General features: G+C 41.7%; 18 protein-coding genes and 2 pseudogenes. 10 read left to right on the forward strand and 10 right to left on the reverse strand.

Annotated features, from left to right (window positions below):
- Positions 1-87: 87 nt before the first annotated feature.
- Entirely contained in the window at positions 88-1,956 is a 1,869-nt protein-coding gene (locus K8B83_RS21430) for an NHL repeat-containing protein (protein ID WP_223418839.1), read from the reverse strand.
- A gap of 688 nt (positions 1,957-2,644) precedes the next feature.
- On the opposite strand from K8B83_RS21430, the gene K8B83_RS21435 reads away from it, so the two are divergent.
- From K8B83_RS21435 to K8B83_RS21465, 7 genes and pseudogenes are all read left to right on the forward strand, one after another.
- Entirely contained in the window at positions 2,645-4,564 is a 1,920-nt protein-coding gene (locus K8B83_RS21435; RefSeq protein ID WP_223418841.1) for an AAA family ATPase, read from the forward strand.
- Positions 4,565-4,966: 402 nt separating this feature from the next.
- Positions 4,967-5,167 (forward strand): annotated as a pseudogene (locus K8B83_RS21440) (integrase core domain-containing protein); the annotation flags it as partial.
- A gap of 15 nt (positions 5,168-5,182) precedes the next feature.
- Positions 5,183-5,374, forward strand: coding sequence for an integrase core domain-containing protein (locus K8B83_RS21445; protein WP_398409892.1), 192 nt, complete (start codon positions 5,183-5,185; stop codon positions 5,372-5,374).
- Positions 5,375-5,618: 244 nt separating this feature from the next.
- Positions 5,619-6,314 (forward strand): annotated as a pseudogene (locus K8B83_RS21450) (ATP-binding protein); the annotation flags it as partial.
- A gap of 80 nt (positions 6,315-6,394) precedes the next feature.
- Positions 6,395-7,291 carry an acyltransferase gene (locus tag K8B83_RS21455; protein ID WP_188735645.1) on the forward strand — a complete coding sequence of 299 codons (897 nt, stop codon included), beginning with the start codon at positions 6,395-6,397 and terminating at the stop codon, positions 7,289-7,291.
- A 6-nt stretch (positions 7,292-7,297) separates the two neighbouring features.
- Complete coding sequence (locus K8B83_RS21460; protein WP_188735646.1) at positions 7,298-8,224, forward strand: acyltransferase; 927 nt, start codon at positions 7,298-7,300, stop codon at positions 8,222-8,224.
- Between the two features lie 185 nt (positions 8,225-8,409).
- Positions 8,410-12,912 carry an EAL domain-containing protein gene (locus K8B83_RS21465; protein ID WP_223418843.1) on the forward strand — a complete coding sequence of 1,501 codons (4,503 nt, stop codon included), beginning with the start codon at positions 8,410-8,412 and terminating at the stop codon, positions 12,910-12,912.
- A 68-nt stretch (positions 12,913-12,980) separates the two neighbouring features.
- Here K8B83_RS21465 and K8B83_RS21470 read toward each other — a convergent pair whose 3' ends face one another.
- Positions 12,981-14,072, reverse strand: a complete 1,092-nt coding sequence (locus tag K8B83_RS21470) for a branched-chain amino acid aminotransferase (RefSeq protein ID WP_188735648.1) — start codon at positions 14,070-14,072, stop codon at positions 12,981-12,983.
- Between the two features lie 187 nt (positions 14,073-14,259).
- Positions 14,260-14,613, reverse strand: a complete 354-nt coding sequence (locus K8B83_RS21475; protein ID WP_188735650.1) for a RidA family protein — start codon at positions 14,611-14,613, stop codon at positions 14,260-14,262.
- A gap of 171 nt (positions 14,614-14,784) precedes the next feature.
- Here K8B83_RS21475 and K8B83_RS21480 point away from each other — a divergent pair, with 171 nt between their 5' ends.
- Positions 14,785-15,006 (forward strand): cell division protein ZapB, encoded by a 222-nt coding sequence (locus K8B83_RS21480; protein ID WP_188735652.1) that lies wholly within the window; start codon positions 14,785-14,787, stop codon positions 15,004-15,006.
- 9 nt (positions 15,007-15,015) lie between these two features.
- Here the strand turns inward: K8B83_RS21480 and K8B83_RS21485 are convergent, their stop codons facing one another.
- From K8B83_RS21485 to K8B83_RS21515, 7 genes are all read right to left on the reverse strand, one after another.
- Complete coding sequence (locus K8B83_RS21485) at positions 15,016-15,228, reverse strand: DUF1107 domain-containing protein (RefSeq protein ID WP_188735654.1); 213 nt, start codon at positions 15,226-15,228, stop codon at positions 15,016-15,018.
- A 460-nt stretch (positions 15,229-15,688) separates the two neighbouring features.
- Entirely contained in the window at positions 15,689-16,306 is a 618-nt protein-coding gene (locus tag K8B83_RS21490) for a thiol:disulfide interchange protein DsbA/DsbL (RefSeq protein ID WP_188735656.1), read from the reverse strand.
- A 141-nt stretch (positions 16,307-16,447) separates the two neighbouring features.
- A complete protein-coding gene (locus tag K8B83_RS21495; protein WP_188735658.1) occupies positions 16,448-17,446 on the reverse strand; it encodes a serine/threonine protein kinase in 999 nt (332 codons plus the stop codon).
- Positions 17,439-17,759: a DUF3630 family protein gene (locus K8B83_RS21500; protein WP_188735660.1), complete on the reverse strand. Its 321-nt coding sequence runs from the start codon at positions 17,757-17,759 to the stop codon at positions 17,439-17,441. The genes K8B83_RS21495 and K8B83_RS21500 overlap by 8 nt, the downstream gene beginning before the upstream one ends.
- A gap of 33 nt (positions 17,760-17,792) precedes the next feature.
- Positions 17,793-19,253, reverse strand: coding sequence for a protein adenylyltransferase SelO (locus K8B83_RS21505; RefSeq protein ID WP_188735663.1), 1,461 nt, complete (start codon positions 19,251-19,253; stop codon positions 17,793-17,795).
- Complete coding sequence (locus K8B83_RS21510; RefSeq protein WP_223418845.1) at positions 19,243-19,584, reverse strand: hypothetical protein; 342 nt, start codon at positions 19,582-19,584, stop codon at positions 19,243-19,245. The genes K8B83_RS21505 and K8B83_RS21510 overlap by 11 nt, the downstream gene beginning before the upstream one ends.
- Positions 19,585-19,725: 141 nt before the next feature.
- Positions 19,726-20,577, reverse strand: coding sequence for a hypothetical protein (locus K8B83_RS21515; protein ID WP_188735665.1), 852 nt, complete (start codon positions 20,575-20,577; stop codon positions 19,726-19,728).
- Positions 20,578-20,923: 346 nt separating this feature from the next.
- Between K8B83_RS21515 and K8B83_RS21520 the strand changes: the two genes are divergently transcribed.
- Together K8B83_RS21520 and K8B83_RS21525 are read left to right on the forward strand one after the other, a co-directional pair.
- Positions 20,924-21,316, forward strand: coding sequence for a nitrous oxide-stimulated promoter family protein (locus K8B83_RS21520; protein WP_188735667.1), 393 nt, complete (start codon positions 20,924-20,926; stop codon positions 21,314-21,316).
- Between the two features lie 295 nt (positions 21,317-21,611).
- Positions 21,612-22,154, forward strand: coding sequence for a YSC84-related protein (locus tag K8B83_RS21525; RefSeq protein WP_373284844.1), 543 nt, complete (start codon positions 21,612-21,614; stop codon positions 22,152-22,154).
- Positions 22,155-23,589: the final 1,435 nt, after the last annotated feature.

Consider the following 23,589-nt stretch of genomic DNA (forward strand, 5'->3'; position numbering starts at 1 on the left):
ACTTTTTATGTACTTCCCAGCCCACTACTTTTCGACGGTACATATCTAAAATCAAATAGAGGGAGAAATACACACCACGAGCATACCCTACGAAGGAAGACGGTGAAAATGCTTAACAGCAAGCAGATATATTAGTAACAGCAACGTTAATATACTAATACTTCCACCTCCCGAACCTCCGTTACCACTATTACTTCCAGATGAAGCATTGGCTTTTGTCGTGACATCAAATGTAGCGCTAACACCTCCAATGGTTAGTACAACACTTTGCGTTGTATCAAATGCAGCGGAAGCAGTAGTTCGAATTCGAATGGTCTGGCCATTGCTGATACTGCCGGTTGTATCGGTGAATTGACCTGTGTCGAGGATATATTCGCCACCTGTAATACTGATTTCAGCAGCGACATTAATACCGGAAATCGTGATCATTTGCGACAATGCAATTGAGTTTAGTTCTACATTCGTTAAAGATGTGAATCCGAAGGCATCGGGCACGTCGTCAGGCACAAAATTACCAAAGTCATATTTCAGTATATATAAACCCTCATTCGGCGTTAAACCGGATAAAGGCAAGGTGGTGTCTGTTCCGAGCAGGTTTGTTTCGAGATGTTGTGTGCCGTAACGCCCATCACCTACAACATACAGAGAGTTTACGTCATTGGATATTGTACGGATTGAACCGTTAAGAAAAGTATGCCAAAGATATGTGCTGTCGCTATCCATCGCCAAAACTACGCCGCCTGACTGTTCCAGCAGCGGCGCGAGAGGTTGTTCATTGTTTGGGCCAAGCCAATTGGTCAAGGTGTAAGCACTGATAAGAATATTTTCTTCATCGTCAAATGCCAGTGAAGGCCCGCCTTCTGTTTGATGACTCCCCCAAAAGGTATGCCACTGATATGAGCCTTGAGAATCAAACTTCGTTACAAATATATCACCACTCCCCTTATACGCGTTAGTTGGGGCAGTGCTGTTTTCAAGCCAGGAGCCTTCGGCTCCGCCAGCAACATATAAATCACCATTTGATGTGCTGGACATTACAAGCTGTACATCATCCCCACTGTTTACGCCATTATCATCAACCTGTCCGCCATGGAATGTATGCCACTGGTAGTTGGCGTCCTTATCGAGTTTAAGTATATGGAACCCTCTATCATTGCTGACACTTAAACTATGCAGAGGCAGCTCGCCATTGGGGCCGTTGAACAGTGTGCTAAAAGTAGAGTGGTGAACAATAAAAATAGCATCATTACTATCAATATGAATTTGACCTTGTCCGAACTGTGAAGCTTCACCGTAGGTAAACTGCCAAAGATCTGCACCGACAGAGTTAAATTTCGAAACAAAAAATGCACCAAGAAGGTCAGAGTTGGCTGTGTAGATGTCGCCTGATGAATCAACGGCAACCGAGTGTGTTGCTTCGTGAGTTGAAGCACCATTTGGCCCGATAAAGCGGTGCCACTGATATTCCCCCGTAACATCAATTTTAGCCAGATAACCGTCAACATTGCCGCCATGAAAAGCTTCTAAAGGCAATTCATTGTTAGGTCCATTCCAGTCGGAAAACTGGCTTACATTCCCTGCTACGTAAATATTGCCTGCGGTATCTGTATCGAGGGAAAGAAAGTGATGACCAGATACCGTTGAATTGTCGCCAAAGAAGGTATGCCAAAGATAATTGCCATTTTGGTCAAGCTTCAGCAACCACACGCTTCCAGCTTCACTATAGGCATGTGTCGGGCTTTCATTATTATTACCCAACCATGAGTTTGTTGCGATGCCGACTATAAGAATGTTGCCGTTTGCATCAATGGCTTGTGCTGAGGGTGTTGCCCCATTGGTAAATAAATGCCAATTGTACTCAGGCAATGATGCATTCACACTTGTAATAGTGATTAGATTTATCAGTATGACTGTTAACACGAAGGTTATTGGAAGGGATAAGCGATGTTGCTTCATAATAATAAGTCCTTTAAAAAATTATTAATAGTGAACCAAGACTTACTGCAAGTGATTTACCACGCCCGGTTGTTTGGTTTGCAGGGTTGTCTGAACCGCGTAGTAGCTCAGATCGTTTTCCCATAAAGCAATACTTCCTTTGGAGTGCGTCCATAGCACTTCTTACCTTGAAGAGTTCGGTCATTGTTATAGGATTCCATCCAATATGAGGTAAAGATAGGTGTCTACAATTTTACTGAAGCAGATCTGAATCGGCACTGTACTGTAGATTGAGTTTAAACTCGATTGTAGTAGACCTCTATTTATGATGTGGGATTCTCTATAACAACCCAATCCTGATTAGGTATACAGTCATATCTTACTACGCTTGTTTTTTAGGTTTTTGAGAGCAATAATTGTGCGCGTTATTCTAATAAATATAATTTAAAGTCATTTAAGATCAGCAGGATATAAGCTGTAAAGATTAGGTGATAGGTTTTAACAACGCGCATGCGTGTTTTTACTGATGGTGTATTGAATAGAATCCTGATAAGTTCCTTGTATACAAGTAGTTAACTTTGTACGTTTTCACCGATGTAGCAAGATAAACGCGCAGCGCACGAGTTAAATTTTATAGGAAAGGCTGGTTTCGAGGATTTTCAACATAGTTGTCGTCTACAATATAAATATTGAAAACTTGGAGAATACTGTGTTCATTTTAACGGAAGCGAAAATTAATAAATACAAGAGCTATACCAATGAACAAGTTGTAAAACTTGAGGATGATGTAACTACCCTTGTTGGTAAGAACGAAAGCGGAAAAACAGCATTCCTTGAGGCGCTGGCAAAGTTCAATTACTTTACCGATGATGATGATTTCAAGTTCGATGAAGTTAGAGATTACCCCCGAAATGATCTGAAAAAATATCAACGTTCAGAAGAGGATGCAGTTGTAATAACCTGCACTTTTAAAATTGACGATGAAACAATTGATGAAATAAATTCGGATCTAGGCAAAGGCGTTCTTACTACCGAACAGTTCAAGGTTGAAGTCAAGTATAAATCTGGTCGTTTTTGGTATTATATCAAATCCAATGAAGAGAAATTTCTTGAAAATTTACAAAGTAAGCTAGGGTTTGATAATGAGATTAAGAACCACTTATTGAAACTAGGCTCGGTGAAAGCGGTAGTAGAGTGCGATCCAGGAGAAAATGAAGAGCTTAAGAAAATCATTTCTCATATTAACGAAAATATCGTCAAAGGAGCTTTTGGTTGGAAAACAAACCTAATAGATGCCTATATAACAAAGAAATATTTAAACCCTCGTATTCCGAGGTTCTGGTACTTTGACGAGTATCATGAGCTTCCATCAAGAGTAAGCATAGAATCAATTCGAAAAAACGCGCCAACTAGTGAGCTAACGAAACATCAATTGGAAACAGCAAAGGCGCTGTTCGAGCTTGCTGTTGTTGACATAGATCAGCTGGCAAGTTCATCTAGCTTTGAGTCGTTCATTGCTGAGTTAGAGGCTACTTCCAATGAAATAACAGACACTATTTTTGAGTACTGGTCAACCAATAGCAATCTCGCAATCGAGTTCAAAATTGACTCTGTTATAAGACCGAATCAACAACCAGAAAAAATCTTAGATATACGTGTCAGAAATAACAGGCACAGAATATCGTTGCCGCTCAAAAACAGAAGCAAGGGATTCAATTGGTTTTTTTCATTTATAGTATGGTTTAGTAAAATCCAGGATGACAAGGATAACAATTTCATTCTTTTATTAGATGAGCCAGGTTTAAACCTACATGCATCGGCTCAAGCCGACTTGTTACGATTTATCAATGATCTTTCTGATAATTACCAGATAGTATACTCAACCCATTCGCCTTTTATGGTTGAATCCGATGCGTTACATAGAGTAAGAACTGTTTACGACTCTGATGCTGGCAGTATTATTTCAGATGCCATACAGGAAAAAGATCCTGATACGCTATTCCCGCTTCAAGCAGCACTTGGTTATGATATTGCTCAAAATCTATTTGTATCTAAAAACAATCTGCTTGTTGAAGGCCCATCCGATCTAAACTATTTGACGTTCATATCTAGCTTATTGGAAAGTGATGGACGAGAAGGATTACGGAATGATGTGACAATTGTTCCTGTAGGCGGTTTAGATAAAGTGGTTTCATTTATTTCTTTGCTTCGTGGTTCAAAGCTGAAAATTTCTTGCTTGTTAGATTCTTTCAATAATGCAAAAGGAGCCCAAAGGCTTGATGGCCTAATTCAATCGAAGATCATTAAAGATAAGCATGTCAGGTTCTTTGATGAGTTCGCAGGTGACGACTACGAAAAAGCCGATATTGAAGACCTGTTTGAAAAGTCAGAATATCTTCAGATATTTGGAAAAGCTTTTCCCGACTATGCAGGTATCTCTGTTGCCGACTTGGACGATAAGAAGCAAACTATTTTACTTCAGCTAAAAGCTGTTCTTGGTGGCAAGGATTTTAATCACTACAAGCCTTCACAGGCCTTGTTGGGTATGGGACCTGCCGCAGACTTCTTCTCAAAAGAAACGTTAAGCCGTTTTGAGAAGATGTTTACTGAAATTAATAAACTTTTTTAGGCTGATCGTGATACAGGGAAAGAACAGTTTCAGCTCAATAACAAAGCATTGCACTCGACTCGCTTCGCTCGCACAGTGAATGCGGCGTTAACCCATAGAAATTTTAATCCGAAATTCACTAATCAGAGCTAAAAGTCTAACGCGGAAATGTCCATTTTCAAGTTAGCATGGTCAGCACATTTCTGCCCCATTCGGTGTTAGAAAAATCCAATTTAAACTTTGTTTGAACATCGTTATCGCTAACTTATGAAAACACCATCTTGAGGTAAATCTATTTACGATTAACATCAAAAATTTTTTCTATACCAAACTGTTTTTTTGTACAGTTATAATTCATATTCGTTAAAAAAACAGTGTTGTTTCTCGTTATGTAATTGCGAAAACCCTCGGATGTACCTAAAGAATAATGTTGTGGAGAGATTTTTTGGTAGTTTGAAACACGATTAGTTATTAAAAGTACCACAGCCAACTCGTCAACATATGCGTGATGATGTGGCGAAATATATGAAATATTACAATGTAGAACGGCTGCACTCGGCAAATGCTGATCAGTCACCGATTGATTTTGAAATTTCTTTTAGAAAGGTGTCCGGTTGGACTTGACCAGAACAATTTGTTGTGGAGCGATTTTTTGGTAGTTTGAAACACGATTGGTTATTAAAAGTACCACAGCCAACTCGTCAACATATGCGTGATGATGTGGCGAAATATATGAGATATTACAATGTAGAACGGCTGTACTCCGCAAATGCTGATCAGTCACCGATTGATTTAGAAATTTCTTTTAGAAAAGTGTCCGGTTGGACTTGACCAGAACATCTTTATAACCATAAGTGGGCAAATTCAAAATAAACCAAAGCCTGTAAATATTTCGTATTGACACATTCTCATAAACATAAACAACATTGTCATACATTATATCGACATTCGCCTTAGAATACCGGCTGCTAAATAGTAAATAAATGGACATAATGATTAAAACAACCTGATTTAACCTTATGATTTATATAGAAAGCTTGTGTCTACGATATATTTAACTTATATGTATCGGCCTACCTGTTCATCTATTGCATTAATTGGCGGTGGCAGCCACCCCAAACCCGGCGAAATCTCCCTCGCCCATCGCGGAATATTATTTTTAGACGAAATCGCTGAGTTTCCTCGCAAAGTGCTCGATTGTTTACGAGAGCCCCTAGAAACCGGCCAAGTTGAGATATCTAGAGCTGCAGCTAAGCTTACTTTTTCAAGCCGTTTTCAACTCATAGCAGCAATGAACCCCAGCCCCTGTGGCGATACGGAGCGAGCCCGATCAACACCTGAACAAATTCAGCGTTATTTATCGCGGTTATCTGGGCCATTTTTAGACCGCTTCGATTTAACCGTTGAGGTGCCTAAATTGCCATCGGGCACTCTTACGCAACAACATCAACCGGGCGAAACCAGCGTTGAAATAGCCAAACGAGTAAAACAAGCGCGCGAAAGCCAGTTGGCGCGCTCGGGTGTATTAAACAGTGAATTAAGCCCAAAACAACTTAAACAAGACAGTAATATCAGCCAGCAAGATTTAGAATTTTTAGAAAAAAGTGTACTGAGTCTTGGTTTGTCTGTGCGCAGTTTTCACCGTATTCAACGAGTATCACGTACCATTGCCGATCTACAACAGTCTGTCACCACAGAACGAGGCCATATCGCGCAAGCACTTGGCTACAGAGCAATGGATCGTTTACTCGCAAAGCTTAATCAACAATAAAGTCAATTTTTAACTGTTGTATTTATTGAGCAATCTTGCGACTACGAGTAACATAGCTCTCCGTTTAAAAGGAGAGAAAAATGTCGTTGCTTGCTAAAATCAAAGGCTGCTTAGCATTTACATGCTATCTACTGAATACTGTTTTTTGGACTATACTCATTATGGTGTTTAGTCTCTTCAAACTTATCCCGATTAGCATTTTTCAAAAAAACTGCAGTTATATTCTTGATAACTGTGCCACCGCATGGATAAGCGTTAACAATATCGTCGAATCTATATTCCACCCTGTACGCATTCACGTTAGCGGCGATGACACCTTTTCAGAACAAGAATGGTATATGGTTATTGCTAATCACCAGTCTTGGGTAGATATTTTAATTTTGCAGCGCGTATTTAACCGAAAAATCCCTTTTTTAAAGTTTTTTCTGAAACAAGAATTAATTTATGTGCCCATCCTCGGTTTAGCTTGGTGGGCATTAGATTTTCCTTTTATGCGTCGTTACAGCTCAGCAGAGTTGCGTAAAAACCCTAAACTTAAAGGCAAAGACATTGAAATCACGCGTAAAGCCTGCGAAAAGTTTAAAACTAAACCCGTTAGCGTAATGAACTTTGTTGAAGGCACTCGATTTAGCCAAGCAAAGCACAACAAACAACAATCGCCTTTTACACACTTGCTCAAGCCTAAAGCCGGCGGCATGGCCTTTGCGTTATCGGCAATGGGCGAGCAAATTAATAAATTAGTTGATGTCACCATTTATTACCCAGGCCGTGTACCCAGTTATTGGGAGTACATTTGTGGGGCACTTAATGATGTGCATGTACATATTAAGATCAGTGATATTCCCCAAAATATGCGCGGGGATTACCTTAAAGATCGTGAGTTTAAGATTGATTTCCAAGAACAACTCAATCAAATCTGGTTAAACAAAGATCACCAACTACAAGAGCTTGCAGACAAGTCAAAGCAAAAGGTATAACAATACATGTTAACGTTTTTACCTGGCCCACTGCTGTTTGTTCTCAGCCTGGTTTTGCTGATTATTAATACCAGCGTATGGGGTTCATTAATTGCAATAGGCGGTATCATTAAACTGTTATTGCCATTAAAAGCCCTTCGTCGTGTGTTGACTAAAATCATGAACCGTTTTATGTGGGCCTGGGCCACCTGCAATGGCGGGATTTTATATCTGATATCGAATATCGAATGGGATATATCAGGGCTAGACAATCTAGACCCAAACGGTTGGTATTTATTGATCAGCAACCATGTCAGTGGCTTTGATATTGCGGCACAAACATATGTGCTACGCAACCACATCCCCATGTTAAAATTTTTCCTGAAAAAAGAACTCTTATACGTGCCAATCTTAGGTTTAGGTTGTTGGGCGCTCGACATGCCATTCATGAACCGAACCAGCCCAGCCAAACTGAAGAAAAACCCTAAACTCAAGGGTAAAGATCTTGAAACCACCCGCAAGGCTTGCGAACGTTTTAAAGATTCACCCACCTCAATCTTTAATTATGTTGAAGGCAGCCGTTTTACTGAAGAAAAGCGTCTGCGCCAAGACTCGCCCTATCGGCATCTGTTACGCCCCAAAGCCAGTGGCATTGCCTTTACGCTATCAGCCATGGGTGAGCAATTTACCAACTTACTCAATATCACTTTAGTGTATCCAGAAACATCTGAAAAAGTGTTAAGCAATGTTATGCAAGGTCGAACCAAAAAAGTCGTCATGCATGTTGAAGTACTGCCGGTTCCGCACGTCAATGCCAATGACTATTTACATCATGCAGATAGCCGAGTTGCTTTTCAGCGCTGGTTAAACCAACTGTGGTTTGAAAAAGATCAATTTATTGACAATGTGCTCAAGCAATATCAACAGTCATCGCTCCACAAAAAGGACAATTAGCATAGTTTTTATACTGCGAAGTAGCATAACACTGTTAGTTTTGTGCAATTTCCATTAACCTAATGACACAATTGATATAAACAAAATTTAGTCACTGAATACGCAAGGCTTAATTAGCGTTTTACTGTTAAGCTTGAACAAACACTTTTACGCTGCTTGTCTACTATAACTTGTATAGGTGAGATTTGAATTTTCGCGCAATAACACTTTTACCCTACTTGATAATTTTGCTGGCATTGATTTTTTCAGTGCCCGTTTCTGCGCAAAAAAATAGTGCGAACCATGCTCTTGCAGAAGTGAAATTTCAACATTTCGACACCGAAGGCAAACTCAATCAAAACTCAATCACTCGCCTGTTTATGGACAGTGCCGGTATGTTATGGGTTGGCACACAAGATGGCCTACACAGCTACAACGGTGTCGACTTCGAGCTTTACCTTAAACAAGCTAACAACAGCAAAAGCATTTCTGGCAACTACATTACTGATATTTTGCAATCACCTGACGGTGATTTATGGCTAGGCACGTTTGATAATGGCTTAAACCGCTTTAACTTGAACACAGGCGAGTTTACACGATTTAAACAAAAACAAGGGTTAAACGAACTTCAAATCACTAAACTTGCAGTAATTGGTGACACCCTATGGATAGGCACCCGTACAGGTTTATATTTATTATCGTTAAAAACCGAAAAAATTATCCCCGTGAGTTTAGGCAGCAATATCACGCCAGATGTTGTGAGCATTGCAAATGTTGACGACAAATTCATCGTCGTAGGCACCAAAGAACATGGCACTTTTGCAGTAGACAGCAACACCATTATTCGCCTTGATATCCCCACAAACATGGTCGTCAACCAAATTCAATCCAGTTCAATTTATTCTGTTTGGTTGGCAATCGACAATCAAATATGGCGTTACAATCTTGATACTCACCAAAAAGAGTTAATTTGGTCACGAGATAATAGTTACGGAGAAAACCGTAAAATTGTCGACTTTATCGTGGTGAACGCCAATCAAATTTTTGCAATAGGTAACAACACAGGCCTGTTCCAATTGGACTTTAAAGAGGGGCAGTGGCACAGCACCATTTACAAACATAATCCACAAGCACTCAACACCATCAGTGCCAACACGTTACAAACATTATTTCTCGATGCAACAGGCACCCTGTGGATTGGCAGTGGTTATTCTGGTATTGATAAACTCAATCTTAACCAGCAATACTTTACACATTATTACGATTACCAAACCGACGCACCAGACATGGCCAATATGGTACGCAGCATTTATCGTGATAATCAGCAGCGCTTATGGATAGGAACCGATGGCGCAGGTGTTAAATACCTAGCGCCTCAAGATAGTCAATACTATTATATTAATCAATTATTTGCAGACAATCTGTCGGTACCTGTTGAACAATTATCACTCATAGTTCACGACATAATCCAAGACAAACAAGAGCTGCTATGGTTTGCTACAAACCTTGGCCTGTTTACTCTCGATCTCAACAATGAGCTCAAACAAATTAAGCCTGCTAACCCGCAGTTTCATGCAGACACCAAGTTTCGAAGCTTTGCCTTTGATGATAAAGATCGCCTATGGATATCGAGCTCCCTAGGGCTGTATTTTATCTCTGAACACACCCATAAGATGATGGCCTATAATTTTGGCTTTCAAGCAGACTACTCACCCTTTAAACATCAAATTATTAAATTGCACTTTAGCCAAGGCTATTTATGGCTCGGCACCATGGGTGGTGTGGTTAGGTTGTCACCAGAAGAGCAAAAGCTGGATTTTTTAACCCACGACGCAGAAAACATTTATAGCCTAAGCGACAACCGCGTCAGAGACTTTTTACTGGCTGACAACGGCGATTTCTGGATAGCGACTCACGGTGGCATAGACAAACTCACCCTTGAGTACGGCACCTTCTCTTTTGAAAGAATGGACGTAAATGCAGACAAAAGCAGTAATACCGTTTACGCCATATTAGAAGATGAGCAACATGATTTATGGCTCAGTACCAATTCAGGTATTTCGCGTTTTACTCCCAGCACAAGAAGCTTCATTTCATATAATACTTATGAAGGCTTGCAGGCTAACGAGTTTAATGGCGCCGCTAAATTTAAAGACACCAACGGCAGCTTATGGTTTGGTGGCATACATGGCTTAAATCATTTTAATCCTGTAACCATTCCTGCATTCAGACCGGAAAACAAACTTGCATTAACCAAATACATCATTGGTGAAACACAATATCCTATCCGCGATTTAAGCCATGCCCCCAAAGTTGTCATGCCCTATGAAAAACAATTAATCAGTTTCGAGATTGGGTCACTTAACTTTAACTATCCCGGGCTAAGTCGGTTTAGTTACAAATTAGATGGCTTTGACACCGACTGGCGTGAGCTGTCACAAGGCAATCAAATTACCTACACAAACCTTGCACCTGGCGATTACAAATTATTAGTCCGTCATGCGCTGGGAACCAACAAATATAGCCAGTACACACTCAGTGTAGATGTGTCTGTGGTCCCACCGTTTTATATGACACATATTGCCTATGCAGCCTATGTGAGCGTGGGCTTGCTAGGCATTATTTGGATTATCGCTGCCAGACGCAGAAAACAAACCAAACAGCGAGAATTTGATAACAGTATTCGCGCATCAGAAGAACGCCTTAAACTCGCGCTTTGGGCTTCGGGCGATGGGATGTGGGATTGGAACATAAAAGACGATAAAGTCTATCGGACCAACATGGTTGAACCGATGAACTTTTCATTAAAAGATGAATTACTGATAAAAAACATTCATCCAGAAGATCGTCCGCGCGTGCAAAAACTGCTTAATGATCATCTGTCAGGTGAAAGCGAATTTTTTGAAGCTGAATACCGTGTAGAAACTCAACCAGGAAATTGGGCATGGTTATTAGACAGGGGCCAAATTGTAGAGCGCGACAGCAATAATGCGCCCATCCGAATGGCCGGCACTCACAAAGATATCACCAGCCGTAAGCTAACCGAAAACGAACTAAAATTGTCATCGCAAGTACTGTTTAGTATGAACGAAGCCGTTGTGGTTGGTGAGCTAGACTATCAAGTTCGCTCAGTAAACCCAGCCTTTAGCCGAATTACAGGCTTTAGACACCGCGATGTTGTCGGTAAGCACTTTTTATTTTTAACCATGGGCAAACAATCGCGCGAGTTTTACAACGCGGTAGAAACCCAGTTATTAAGACACAAGCATTGGGCCGGTGAAATTAAAATTAGAACCCGAGACCGTCGTGGCATATTGGCATGGTTGGAAATCAACCAGGTTATCGACAACAAGGGAGAAACCAGTCACTTTGTAGCGGTATTTACCGACATAACTGCACGTAAAAAAGCTGAAGAAGACCTACGAGTGTTGGCTAACTTTGACCCACTAACAGGCCTGCCTAATCGCACCTTATTCCAAGACAGATTAAACCAAGCTGTAACCAAAGCACACCGAGCCGAAAGCATAGTGGCATTGCTGTTTTTAGATCTCGACCGCTTTAAGCACATTAACGACTCAATGGGTCATCATATCGGTGACTTATTACTTAAAGCGGTAGCGCATCGCCTGCAAAATGCTGTGCGTGAAGAAGACACCGTCGCCCGCTTAGGAGGAGACGAATTTACCATTATTTTAGAAGGTGTTGCCAAAACCAAAGCAGCAACAATTATCGCCGAAAAGGTATTACAGGCATTTCAGAAACCTTTCTTACTCGACGATAAAGTACTGACTATTTCACCATCGATAGGGATAAGCCTATTTCCAGATGATGCCGAAGACACTACATCATTAATTAAGTATGCCGATACAGCTATGTATCATGCAAAATCATTAGGCCGAAACAATTTTCAGTTTTATACCAAAGAGTTAAACCAATATGCTACACGTCATGTGCAGTTAGAGGCTGGCCTAAAAAAAGCCCTACAAGAAAACGAATTTTATTTAGTGTACCAACCTAAATATGACGTAAAAACAGAGCGTATTATTGGGTTAGAGGCTTTACTTCGCTGGGAAAGTCCAGAATTAGGCCTTATTTCGCCAGTTGAATTTATTCCGCTCGCGGAAGAAACCGGCTTAATTAACCAAATAGGCCATTGGGCTATTAATCAGGCATGTACTCAACTTGCACAATGGCATCAGCAAGGGTTTGAGCATATCTCTGTGGCGGTAAACTTATCGGCAAGACAGCTTAAAGCAGACATTATTTCAACGATTGAAGTCGCCCTTGCCGTGTCAGGTTTGCCTGCCAGCGCACTTGAACTAGAGTTAACCGAATCAATGATTATGGGCAACCCACAAGACTCAGTAACCGTATTATCTAAACTCAAAGCGCTAGGGCTAACCATTGCCATTGATGACTTTGGTACCGGTTATTCCAGTTTAAGTTATTTAAAGCGTTTCCCAATTGACACCTTAAAAATTGACCGCGAGTTTGTTCGCGATATCACAGAAGATCCAGATGATGCAGCCATCACCAGCGCCATTATTACCCTAGCGCATAGCCTAGAACTCAATGTAGTTGCAGAAGGTGTTGAAACAAAAGAACAGCTTGAATTTTTACGTAATGGTGGCTGTGATCAAGTGCAAGGGTTCTTGCTCAGCAAGCCGCTTACGGCAAGCGAATGTTTAACGCTATTAAGTCAACGTTAAACTAGATCCTGTTGATCTAAAAACAAAAAAGCTCCCAAGGGAGCTTTTATTTTTTTGCTACTGTAAAGCTAAGGCGCTATTCGCTCAACACGCGTTACCCAGCCTTGTGGTGCGGCAACATAGCCTTTTTGTATATCCGTAAATAGCTTGTAAATTCGCTTAATGTTTGGACCCACAGTGCCATCGCCAACGGTGACGACTCTGCCATCTTCAAAAATATACGAATTTACTGGCGACACTACAGCAGCAGTACCAAAACCACCCGCCTCAATGATCTCACCAGACTCAATATCAGCAATAAACTTGTCTAACATGACCGTTTCTTGCCTTACTTTGCAGCCCAGCATATCCCCGAGTTCGAGAATAGATTGTGAGGTAATCGACTTTAAAATCGTATCGGTAAATTTTGGAATAATCACAGTACCATCTTTTAAAATATGGAAGTGATTCATCGCGCCAGCTTCTTCAATTTGCGTATTAGTCGAATCTAAATACAAAACTTGCGAAGCGCCATGTTCTACCGCAGCCTTGCCCGCCCGTAGTGACGCAGCATAATTACCAGCGGCTTTTGACGCGCCTGTACCACCAGACACTGCACGGTGATATTTAGTGCTAATTAACAAACGAATACCGTTATTAACACCAGACGAATAATAAGCGCCAGAGGGGCTTAACACGACGCAAAAGGTATATTGCTGGCTAGGGCTAACCGATAAACGGTCTTCGGTTGCAAATATAAACGGGCGAATATACAAACACGCCCCTTCTTGCAAAGGGAACCACAAACGATCAACATCAATCAGTGCATTAATCGCCTTAACTTGCATCGCTTCATCAATATTGGGAATACACACAATATCTGCAGAACGGTTCATGCGTTCAGCATTCTTATTGATGCGGAAGGTGTAAATTTCACCGTCCTCGTGCATAAAGGCTTTTGCGCCTTCAAAAATAGATTGGCCATAATGCAACGCCATTGCACCAGGCGCCATCTCAAACGGGCCGTAAGGGACTATGCGCGGATCGCACCATTGACCATCACGATAATCCATTAAAAACATGTGGTCAGTTCGAAGCTTACCAAAACCAACATCGCCTTCAGGCATAAACGGTTCTGTGCGGCGCTCTGACGCAGATTTTAAATTATATTTTATGTCCATTGCATACCACCTTAAAAACTGAGCTTGCAGACTATGGAGGCGAGAGATTAATGTCAAGTCGCAGCGCTAGATCCTAAATCAAAATACGTCAATTGAACGTAACAAGCATCGATATATTTATTCATATTGCAACAGACAAACTGTCAGTGCATCACGCTATGTTATCTGTAACGCCAAGTCATCCTGTTTATTGCACGATAGCAGCCACAATAGAGACTTCAACTAAATATTCTGGCTCTGCAATGGCGGCCTGTACACACGCTCTTGCAGGCGCATGCCCTGTCGGCACCCAATGGTCCCATACCAAATTCATAGCATCGTAATCGGCCATGTCTTTAAGGTAAATAGTGGCCGACAAAATATGCTCACGGCTCGAGCCAGCTTGAGCCAACAAAGCATCAACCTCTTCAAGCATGGTGATGGTTTGGGTAGTAATGTCGCTGTTTTTATCTTTTGCCACTTGGCCACACAAGTAAACCGTATTGTTATGGATCACAATACTGCTCATCCGAGCGCCTACATCGAGTCGAGTAAGTGTCATAAATGTCGTTTTATTGAGTAAGTCAGGCGATGAAAATAGCGCGATATTAGATAAAGCACAATATCGACTGATTTATTGAATATATTTTAGCCACTCAGTTTTAAAGGCTATTCCTATAGGGCTTGACACTGCTAGAATCGGGGTTCCATCCAGAAACGTATAGGACTCCCCATGAGCCTTGAATTATTGTCCCAACTGGAAACCAAAATCCAGGCGACTCTTGAAAATATTGAGCTACTAAAAATGGAGCTAGAAGAAGAGAAGCAAAAGAACCAAGCTTTAGTGCAACAGCAAGAAGCATTGACACAAAAAAACCAACAATTGCAGCAAGACCTCAACTCTTGGAGTGATAAGGTCAATGGCCTTGTTGGTTTATTGAATAGCGAAATGTAACTGAGACTGTTAAGTAGATTGTTGTGGCGTAGATTGCGCCTCAATCAATGCATTTAATTCGCTGATAGCCTGCCTTACTTTTGGCAGGCTTTTTTTTGTTTGTAAAAAACGTCCTTTATCAAATTCAAGTAAACCTAAATCTTTTACCCAAATCGCACCACTCAGAAAGATCCTAGCATGCTTAACAATTAACTTGGGCGCATAAACAGGGAACGTTCTCATAGGGTTTCCTCCTAGAGCAAATACACATAGCACAATGTAATTAACCTAAAGTCGCTATCTATAGCCATGCTTAAAGTGCATTGGTAACACGAGTCATTTACGCAGCACTTTTATTCACTATTTGTTCTAACGACTATGTCAGTAAACGACAAGACAACAACACTAAAAACGCTGATATTGATGCCTGCCTGAAAGTTGGACAACGGTTTTTTATAAGAGTTTCATTAAAATTTTCACTTTAAATCATCTGACAAATCACACAAAAACAACTTGCCAATATAATGCCACTTGCCAATTTTTTGACGCCATGCTAGTATTTTGGCGTTACTCAGGGTAAAAAAGAGTCATTTGACTCATCACCGTATTATCTTTTCATAGATATACGGTTTTTTTTTGCTTGGGTTTAGGGCAAAAAAAAGGAGCCAAAGGCTCCTTCTCATCAATAAGGCTTAATTAACCGTTACTTTTTATTCATCGTAGATAGGTAAAATGCGATATCGATTAGCTCGTCATAAGACTTGATTGAGCCAGTTTCGACACGGTACTTACCATTAACAACCAATGAAGGTACACCAGAAATTTTAGCGTTTTCAGTATCACGCTTCATTTTTGACATCTGTGCATTCACCATAAACGAGCTTGCCGCTGCGTCATAGGCTTTTGCCTCTACACCATTAGCAATAAACAATGCTCTTACATCATCTGCACGGGTAAACTGTTGGCGTTTGTCATGGATTGCACTAAACAAAGCAGGTTCAATCTTTTCTTCAACATTGAGTTGTTTAGCAATTGCAAAAGCGCGCGACATTTCTACACCCATTTCACGGCCAATAAACTCAACATGTGCTTGGTTAAAAGCAACACCTTCTGGAAGGTTAGCCTGAATTTTAGGGACTACCGTTTTAGCAAAGTTATAACAATGTGGGCAATAGAAAGAGAAAAACTCAGTAATTTCAGGCTTTGCAGACTCTGGACCTTCATTTATCACTGTGTAATGAACACCTTCTTTGTAATCTGCAGCCATCGCCGCCATTGGCGCAAGTAATAGTGCTGCGGCCATCAATAATGCTTTTTTCATCTCACTTCCTTTAAATAGGCAAAATAAACTAATAAACATACGCTGGGGCTATCATAGTCTAGCGTTAGCCTGAAACTCAATCGCTAGATGATTGTATTTGTAACTAAATACATTCTGATAGTTATTATGAATCAATGTTAATCAACAATTAAACTGGTTTAAACTTAATGGTGCATCATCGAGGGCGGCCAGTTGCTCTTTAAACGCCAAGGTTTGTTGCTCCCAATATTTGATATCTGCAAACCACGGAAAGTTCATTGGAAATGCCGGGTCTTGCCAACGTTTTGCTAGCCAGGCGTTGTAATGGATCATTCTAAACGCTCTTAACGGCTCAATTAACGCCAGTTGCCTTGTGTCAAAATCGCAAAATTCTTGATAGGCATCAATTAAGATATCCAGCTGCAATAGTTGCTGTGCTCTATCGCCGGTCAGCATCATCCAAATGTCTTGCACCGCAGGCCCTTGCCTTGCGTCGTCTAAATCCACAAAACCTGGGCCATCTGGTGTCCATAAAATATTACCCGGGTGCAAATCTCCGTGTAAGCGGATCGTGTCAAAGCTGTGTTGTTGCCAAATCTGTTTGGCTTTTACAAGCACTTGTTCTACCACTGTAAAAAAGGCGTTTTGCATGCTTTGATCAACAATGCCACTGCTGCGTAAATAGTGGTAAGCATCATCACCTAATATTTGGGGCGTTAAAGGTTCACGATGGGTAAAAGCTTGCTTACTGGCATACTGATGAATGCGGCCAATAAAACGCCCTACAGACTCTAATTGCTCTTCGTTATCTACTTCAAACGCGCGTCCACCTATCGATGGAAATAACGCAAATCGATAACCTTTAAACTCAAATAAGGTTTTTGCGTCAATGACCACAGGTACAGCAATAGGAATGTCTTCAGCCGCTAATGCCAATGCGTAATCGTGTTCTTCTTGTATTTGGGCATCACTCCAACGTTGTGGTCGATAAAACTTAACCACATAACGTTGCCCACGGTCGCAGCGGAACTGATACACGCGGTTTTCATAACTGTTTAATGCCAATAAACCGGTCTCAGGAAACACCCCAATACTTTCAATCGCATCTAAAATCAAATCGGGCGTTAATGCCTGAAAATGAAACGCCGCGCTGTTATCCATGTATGTCTTCTTCTGTTATGTGAATATAGGATTTAAGCAAGCCAGATAAAAAATGCAACACATCAACATCTTTTGCACTGTCTACTGACAACCAACAAATATCACCATAAAACTCATAGTGTAACCACACCGGACAACCTTCAAAATTCAGCAGCCATTGGTGTCTATCTGCGCCCCATTGGCGCTCACGGATGTCGCAATCTAATGCTGCCGCTAAAGGTTCGGCAAACCGTTCAAATTGCTCAAAATCAACTTCAGCTTGGATAACAATGCTCTTCGCTTCAGGATCAAATTTAGCAGACAATAATTTCATAACATCACTCAATAAAATGGCAATTAAACTGGGTTAACTACTGCAAGACATAACTAAGCCTTGGCCCCACTGCGGAGGACGTTTGGCAAAATCATTCATCTCGGGCTGTTCATCAAAAGGTCGAGTTAATAACTGCTGTAATTGTAAAAGCTTGCTATTGTCAGCTTTTTCTTCGATGTCGATAATCGCTTCCTGAGCAAGATAATTACGCAAAATGTATTTAGGGTTATGCTGGTTACGCTCATGCTGCCATGCAGCAACATCGCTAACCTGCCCAACACGACTCTGATAGGCTTGAAACCAGCTATCAAATTGGTGCACATCGAGCATGTCATCGCGTAGTAGACTGTGCTGGCTGCTAATGTCAATTGTGCCTATTTTGCGTAAGCTGTTGGTGTAATCGAGCTGGTTGTTTTCAAGCATGACGGTAAATTGGCTTATAAATGCTAAATCTTGTTTTTCTTGCTCGGCGTTATCTAAATCGCTGTCGGTACTTAAGCCTAATTTTTCTCGCATTAAGCTAACATAATGGTTCACCAAACTGGGTTGATAGGTATTCAATGCGGCAATTAAATCGTCCGATGCGATAATTGGGGGCAGCGCTTGTGCGAGGCGTTTTAGATTCCATAATCCAATACCGGGTTGCTGGCCAAAAGCATAACGGCCGTCATGATCAGAGTGATTGCAAATAAAGCTTTCTTTAAATGTGTCTAAAAATGCAAACGGCCCAAAGTCAAAGGTGTCGCCTACAATCGACATGTTGTCGGTGTTCATCACGCCATGGGCAAAACCTACTGCTTGCCAGTGGGCAATCATTTTTGCAGTTAATTGCACCACTTCAACAAACCATTGCTTATAGCCAGCGGCGTCGGTTGTTAAATGCGGAAAATGCTGGGTAATCGTAAAGTTAAGTAACTGGGTCAGTTTATCTGGTGCGCCCTTTTCGCTATAACAAAAGTATTCAAAGTGACCAAAGCGAATATGACTTTTCGCTAAACGCACTGTTATTGCTGCGGTTTCCTGGCTTTCACGCCACACGGGCAGATCAGATCCTATTACCGCTAAAGCACGAGTTGTTGGTACAGACAACGCCGCCAGTGCTTCAGACACTAAAAACTCACGCACGGCTGAGCGCATAACAGCCCGACCATCGCCATGACGAGAATACGGTGTGGGGCCGCCACCTTTTAGCGCCACATCCCACGCGCCATCAGGGCCAATGGCTTCGCCTAATATAATCGAGCGGCCATCGCCAAGCCTTGGAGTATAACCACCAAACTGATGACCACTGTAAACCTGGGCATAATAGCTCGCACCAGGCGCGGCGGCATTAGCAGATAACTGCATCAGTAATTCATGGTTTGGTTTGTCTAAACCAATCAGTTTAGCGGCAGCATCACTCCAGCCTAGCCAATGCGGATTGCTAATCCCCTGCGGATAAGCTTGCGAATAAAAGCCGTCTAATTGCTCAAAAAAGTCTTGTTTAAAGCGCATCTAACTCAGCCCCAGCAACCAAGCGTTGACACTGTAATTGCTGCTTATCGTCGACCTGACATGCTTGAGCACACACAAAGGCTTGCGCTGCCGGCATGGATGAACCTTGCAAGCGTAACATGCCGGTGCCTTTGGCCTGACATTGTGCTAAAGAATCGTAATAGCCACTAATAAAATCAGTATCTAGCATGTTGGTTGTAGCCATGGCTTTTTGGGCATTTACAGGATTATCTGCAACGTAAAATAGCGTCCACTCTGGTGTGCGCGTACACCCCATGGTTACACTTAACCCAATTGCTGCAAGCAGTAATTTACCTATTGTAGAAGTCATCTATTACCACCAAAATCTAAACTATGCTATCCATTAGCATCGATTACTTCATCACAGATGCTAAATACAAAAAAAGCGGACCTAGGTCCGCTTTCCTTTGTGGATATCATACCTGATATCCGTCACCCTGTATTAACTGAGTTAACCAGCTTTAGTTTTAGCCTTTTCTATTCGATTTATTCGGCCTTCAAACCCAGTCACAGTTCCGTCGGTTAGTTGGTACTCAAGCGCCTGTTGGCAAACATCAATGGCTTGGTCAAATTCGTTGGTATCGTTCAGTAGAGTCGATAACTGCATAAATGCCGGTGCTTTGATCTCTTGCGCGCTATCGTTGGCGACTTGCTGTTGATATACCAAACGAAATAAGTCTAGATACGCCGACTTAAGTGCAGCACCATATTGGCAATAGTCATGCTGTTTTCGCATTTTATAACAATGATTAATCACACCGGATAATGCATCATGCTGACTCTGAGGATCATTTGCGCCATTAGCAGACTCAACTAGCTGTTTAAAACTGTCGCTGGCCCAGTCGCCTTTGGTTGCTGGTAAGTTGAGTAAATGGCTTTGAGCAGTGTCGTGAGGTGTAGACTCTTCAACTAAAACGTTTGCCTCGTTTTCAGTGTTGAGGGTTTCAGGTTCAAGCAGTGGCGCGTTGGATTTATCATCTAAGGTGCTCACTGAGTCTATTTTTTCTGGGTCCTTTGCACTTTCAAAACGGCCTTCATCAAATTCAACGGGGTTATCTTGTTCAGGCTTTGTTTCGCTAGCCACCTTTGCGAGGTGTTCAACGTCAGCCTTAGCTTGTGTAGCAACTGAGGCCTCTGGGTCTTCAACATCAGATGGCGTTGTTGCCGAGGCCTTTACATTTGATGGCTTTGTTGTTGGAGTCTTTTTCTCTAACTCTTGCTTTGCCACGGTTTGAGTTCGCTTGTAAAGATACACAGCGACAGCAACCAATATGGCAATTAAAATGATCTTTACTAATGGCATTAGGTATCCACCTTGCTGATGATGCGCAAACACGCATGGGTTCGGTACTACTCACACTCAGGAGTTACAAGCGAAATCTACTGTGCTAAATAGAGCGTGATGTTTTTTTAATCACTCATCTTTATTATTTCAATCTGCGCTATAAAATCAAGTATTTATCTACTTTAAACACTAACAAGCTATCAATTTTAGCCAAATAGATGATCATTTAGCTCATTTTTGCGATCAATGACACACTCAAGCATGGTTTTGTGTACAAATTCATAATTAGCAAATGCGAATTTGTCAGCTTGCATGTTAGCCACATAAACTGTCTATACCAGACTGTTTTACTAAGGTATTTACGATGAGCGAAACCGAGTTACTCACAGGCAAATTACTGTATGAATTTCGCACCATTACAGCCATGGTTAATATTTACTGTAAAGCACATCATCCAATGAAACCATCACACGGTGTTTGTGAGCAGTGTCGAGAGTTTTTAAACTATGCCAACACTCGATTAGACCGTTGCCCGTATGGCCAAGACAAGCCAACCTGCAACAAATGCCCAGTACATTGCTATAAGCCTCATATGAAACAAAAAGCCCGTGAAATCATGATTTTTGCAGGGCCAAGAATGTTACTGCCACACCCAATCATGGCCATAAAGCATTTACTTGCCGAGCGTAAACCCGCACCTGGTTTACCACCTGAAGGCGCATCGAATCGCCATGAGCGCAAGCGGCAAATGTCGTGAACATGTTTTGCCGTTATTAATAACATGGCCACCTGTGCCGTTATTTGTTCAATCATTCCTTATGGTGTTTACAGTATTTGCCTTAAGCTAACCTTGGTATAATGCCGAACCGCATTAACAAGTGGCCACGCAGAATGCGACCCGCGATTGTTGATAAGTATAAACGTTAATTAACTCGCACCGTTTAAGTGGTATTGGTAATCTATAGCGATATACAATGACAATGATGTCAATGGGTTCGTTAATGAGGTGATTTATGCAAGGTTCAATCAACCTATTTTTTGCAAGCGTAGTGATGTTGTTTAGTGTCGTGTTTTCTGTACCCACTTTTGCTAATGAGAATGCTTATAACGAAGCCGTTGCTAACTTCAAAAAAGCCAGCGAGACCAGAGACTTTTTCAATTCAGCTTATGGTTACGCGATTTTCCCAACAGTTGCCAAAGGCGGCATTGGTATTGGTGCAGCTTACGGTAATGGACGTGTTTACCAAGGTGGAACTTACACGGGCGATTCTGCCCTGACTCAGTTATCCATCGGCTTTCAAATTGGTGGCCAGGCTTACAGCGAAATCATCTTTTTTAAAGATGCCAAAGCATACAATGAATTTACCAGCGGCAGTTTCGAGTTTAGCGCCCAGGCTTCTGCTGTAGCGATTAACCTAGGCGCCAATGCCCAAGTTGGCACTACCGGTAACTCAGCCGGCGCAGGCCAAGCAGGCAGTAACCATAACGCTGCGGCACAATACATTAACGGCATGGCTATTTTCACCGCCGCCAAAGGTGGTTTGATGTTTGAAGCCGCCTTGGCAGGACAATCGTTTACCTTTAATGCTAAGTAACTCGAGTTAGCTCAAATGAGTTCAAATGAGTTCAAATGAGTTCAAATGAGTTCGAGTTGTGCTCGTTGCTTAAAGTACATTCAGGCTGCCATTGGCAGCCTGAATTGTTTTGGGAAGAGTTATTCATCTTACTAATTGGTTTTATCACAAAGGTTTATTACTACATTCTTGAGGCCTCAACTCTAACGTCGTCCCAACTCTAAACGTCGTCCCACCTCTAAACGTCGCCCCAACTCTCACGTCGTCCCGGTAATGCTTTTGAGCCGGGACCCAGGTGTTTGTTTACTTTTGTGCTTTTTATGGCCTGCGGCCACACCAGATCAATAGTGGCTAATGTAAGTCGGTCAACTAGAGCTACTAATTCAAACAAAACTAGGGTGTTAGGTATCGATACTCAATGAAATCACTTCTATGACACGCGGTGAACCCATCCATGGGCGCTCTGCGAAAACGTCCATGTTTTCGAAGGTCATAGCCGCGATTACATCCGCCGTATAGGTATCTTCGATGCAACCTTGTTTGTGTTTGTAATTTAAAGATCTAACGAAAAGCTCGATAACTACATTCTCGTCGCCCCACCCCTCACGTCGTCCCGGTAAGGCTTTTGAGCCGGGACCCAGGTGTTATGTTTACTTTTGTACTTTTTATGGCCTGCGACCACACCAGATCAATAGTGGCTAATGTAAGTCGGTCAACTAGAGCTACTAATTCAAACAAAACTAGGGTGTTAGGTATCGATACTCAATGAAATCACTTCTATGACACGCGGTGAACCCATCCATGGGCGCTCTGCGAAAACGTCCATGTTTTCGAAGGTCATAGCCGCGATTACATCCGCCGTATAGGTATCTTCGATGCAACCTTGTTTGTGTTTGTAATTTAAAGATCTAACGAAAAGCTCGATAACTACATTCTCGTCGCCCCACCCCTCACGTCGTCCCGGTAATGCTTTTGAGCCGGGACCCAGGTGTTATGTTTACTTTTGTACTTTTTATGGCCTGCGGCCACACCAGATCAATAGTGGCTAATGTAAGTAGGTCAACTAGAGCTATCTAATTCAAACAAACTAGGGTGTTAGGTATTGATACTCAATGAAATCACTTCTATGACACGCGGTGACCCCATCCCTGGGCGCTCTGCGAAAACGTCCATGTTTTCGAAGGTCATAGCCGCGATTACATCCGCCGTATGGGTATCTTCGATGCAACCTTATTTGTTATTTAAAGATTTAACGCATTTCTGGATCAAGCTTGATAACTATCTTCTTGTCAAAAACAATGCCACCCATGTTTTATAAAAGTAACTTAACTCTTTTTTATGACTTTGGCGAGGGTTACGATCGATGTTAACAACTAATCAATTTTTATCGATATGGCTAAAATATTATCGTTAAATGAGTGATTTATGGTCATCTAAGAAATTTAGCACAGCAGAA

Origin of the sequence: Shewanella inventionis, from assembly GCF_019931735.1 — a bacterium.
GTDB classification, from domain to species: domain Bacteria; phylum Pseudomonadota; class Gammaproteobacteria; order Enterobacterales; family Shewanellaceae; genus Shewanella; species Shewanella inventionis.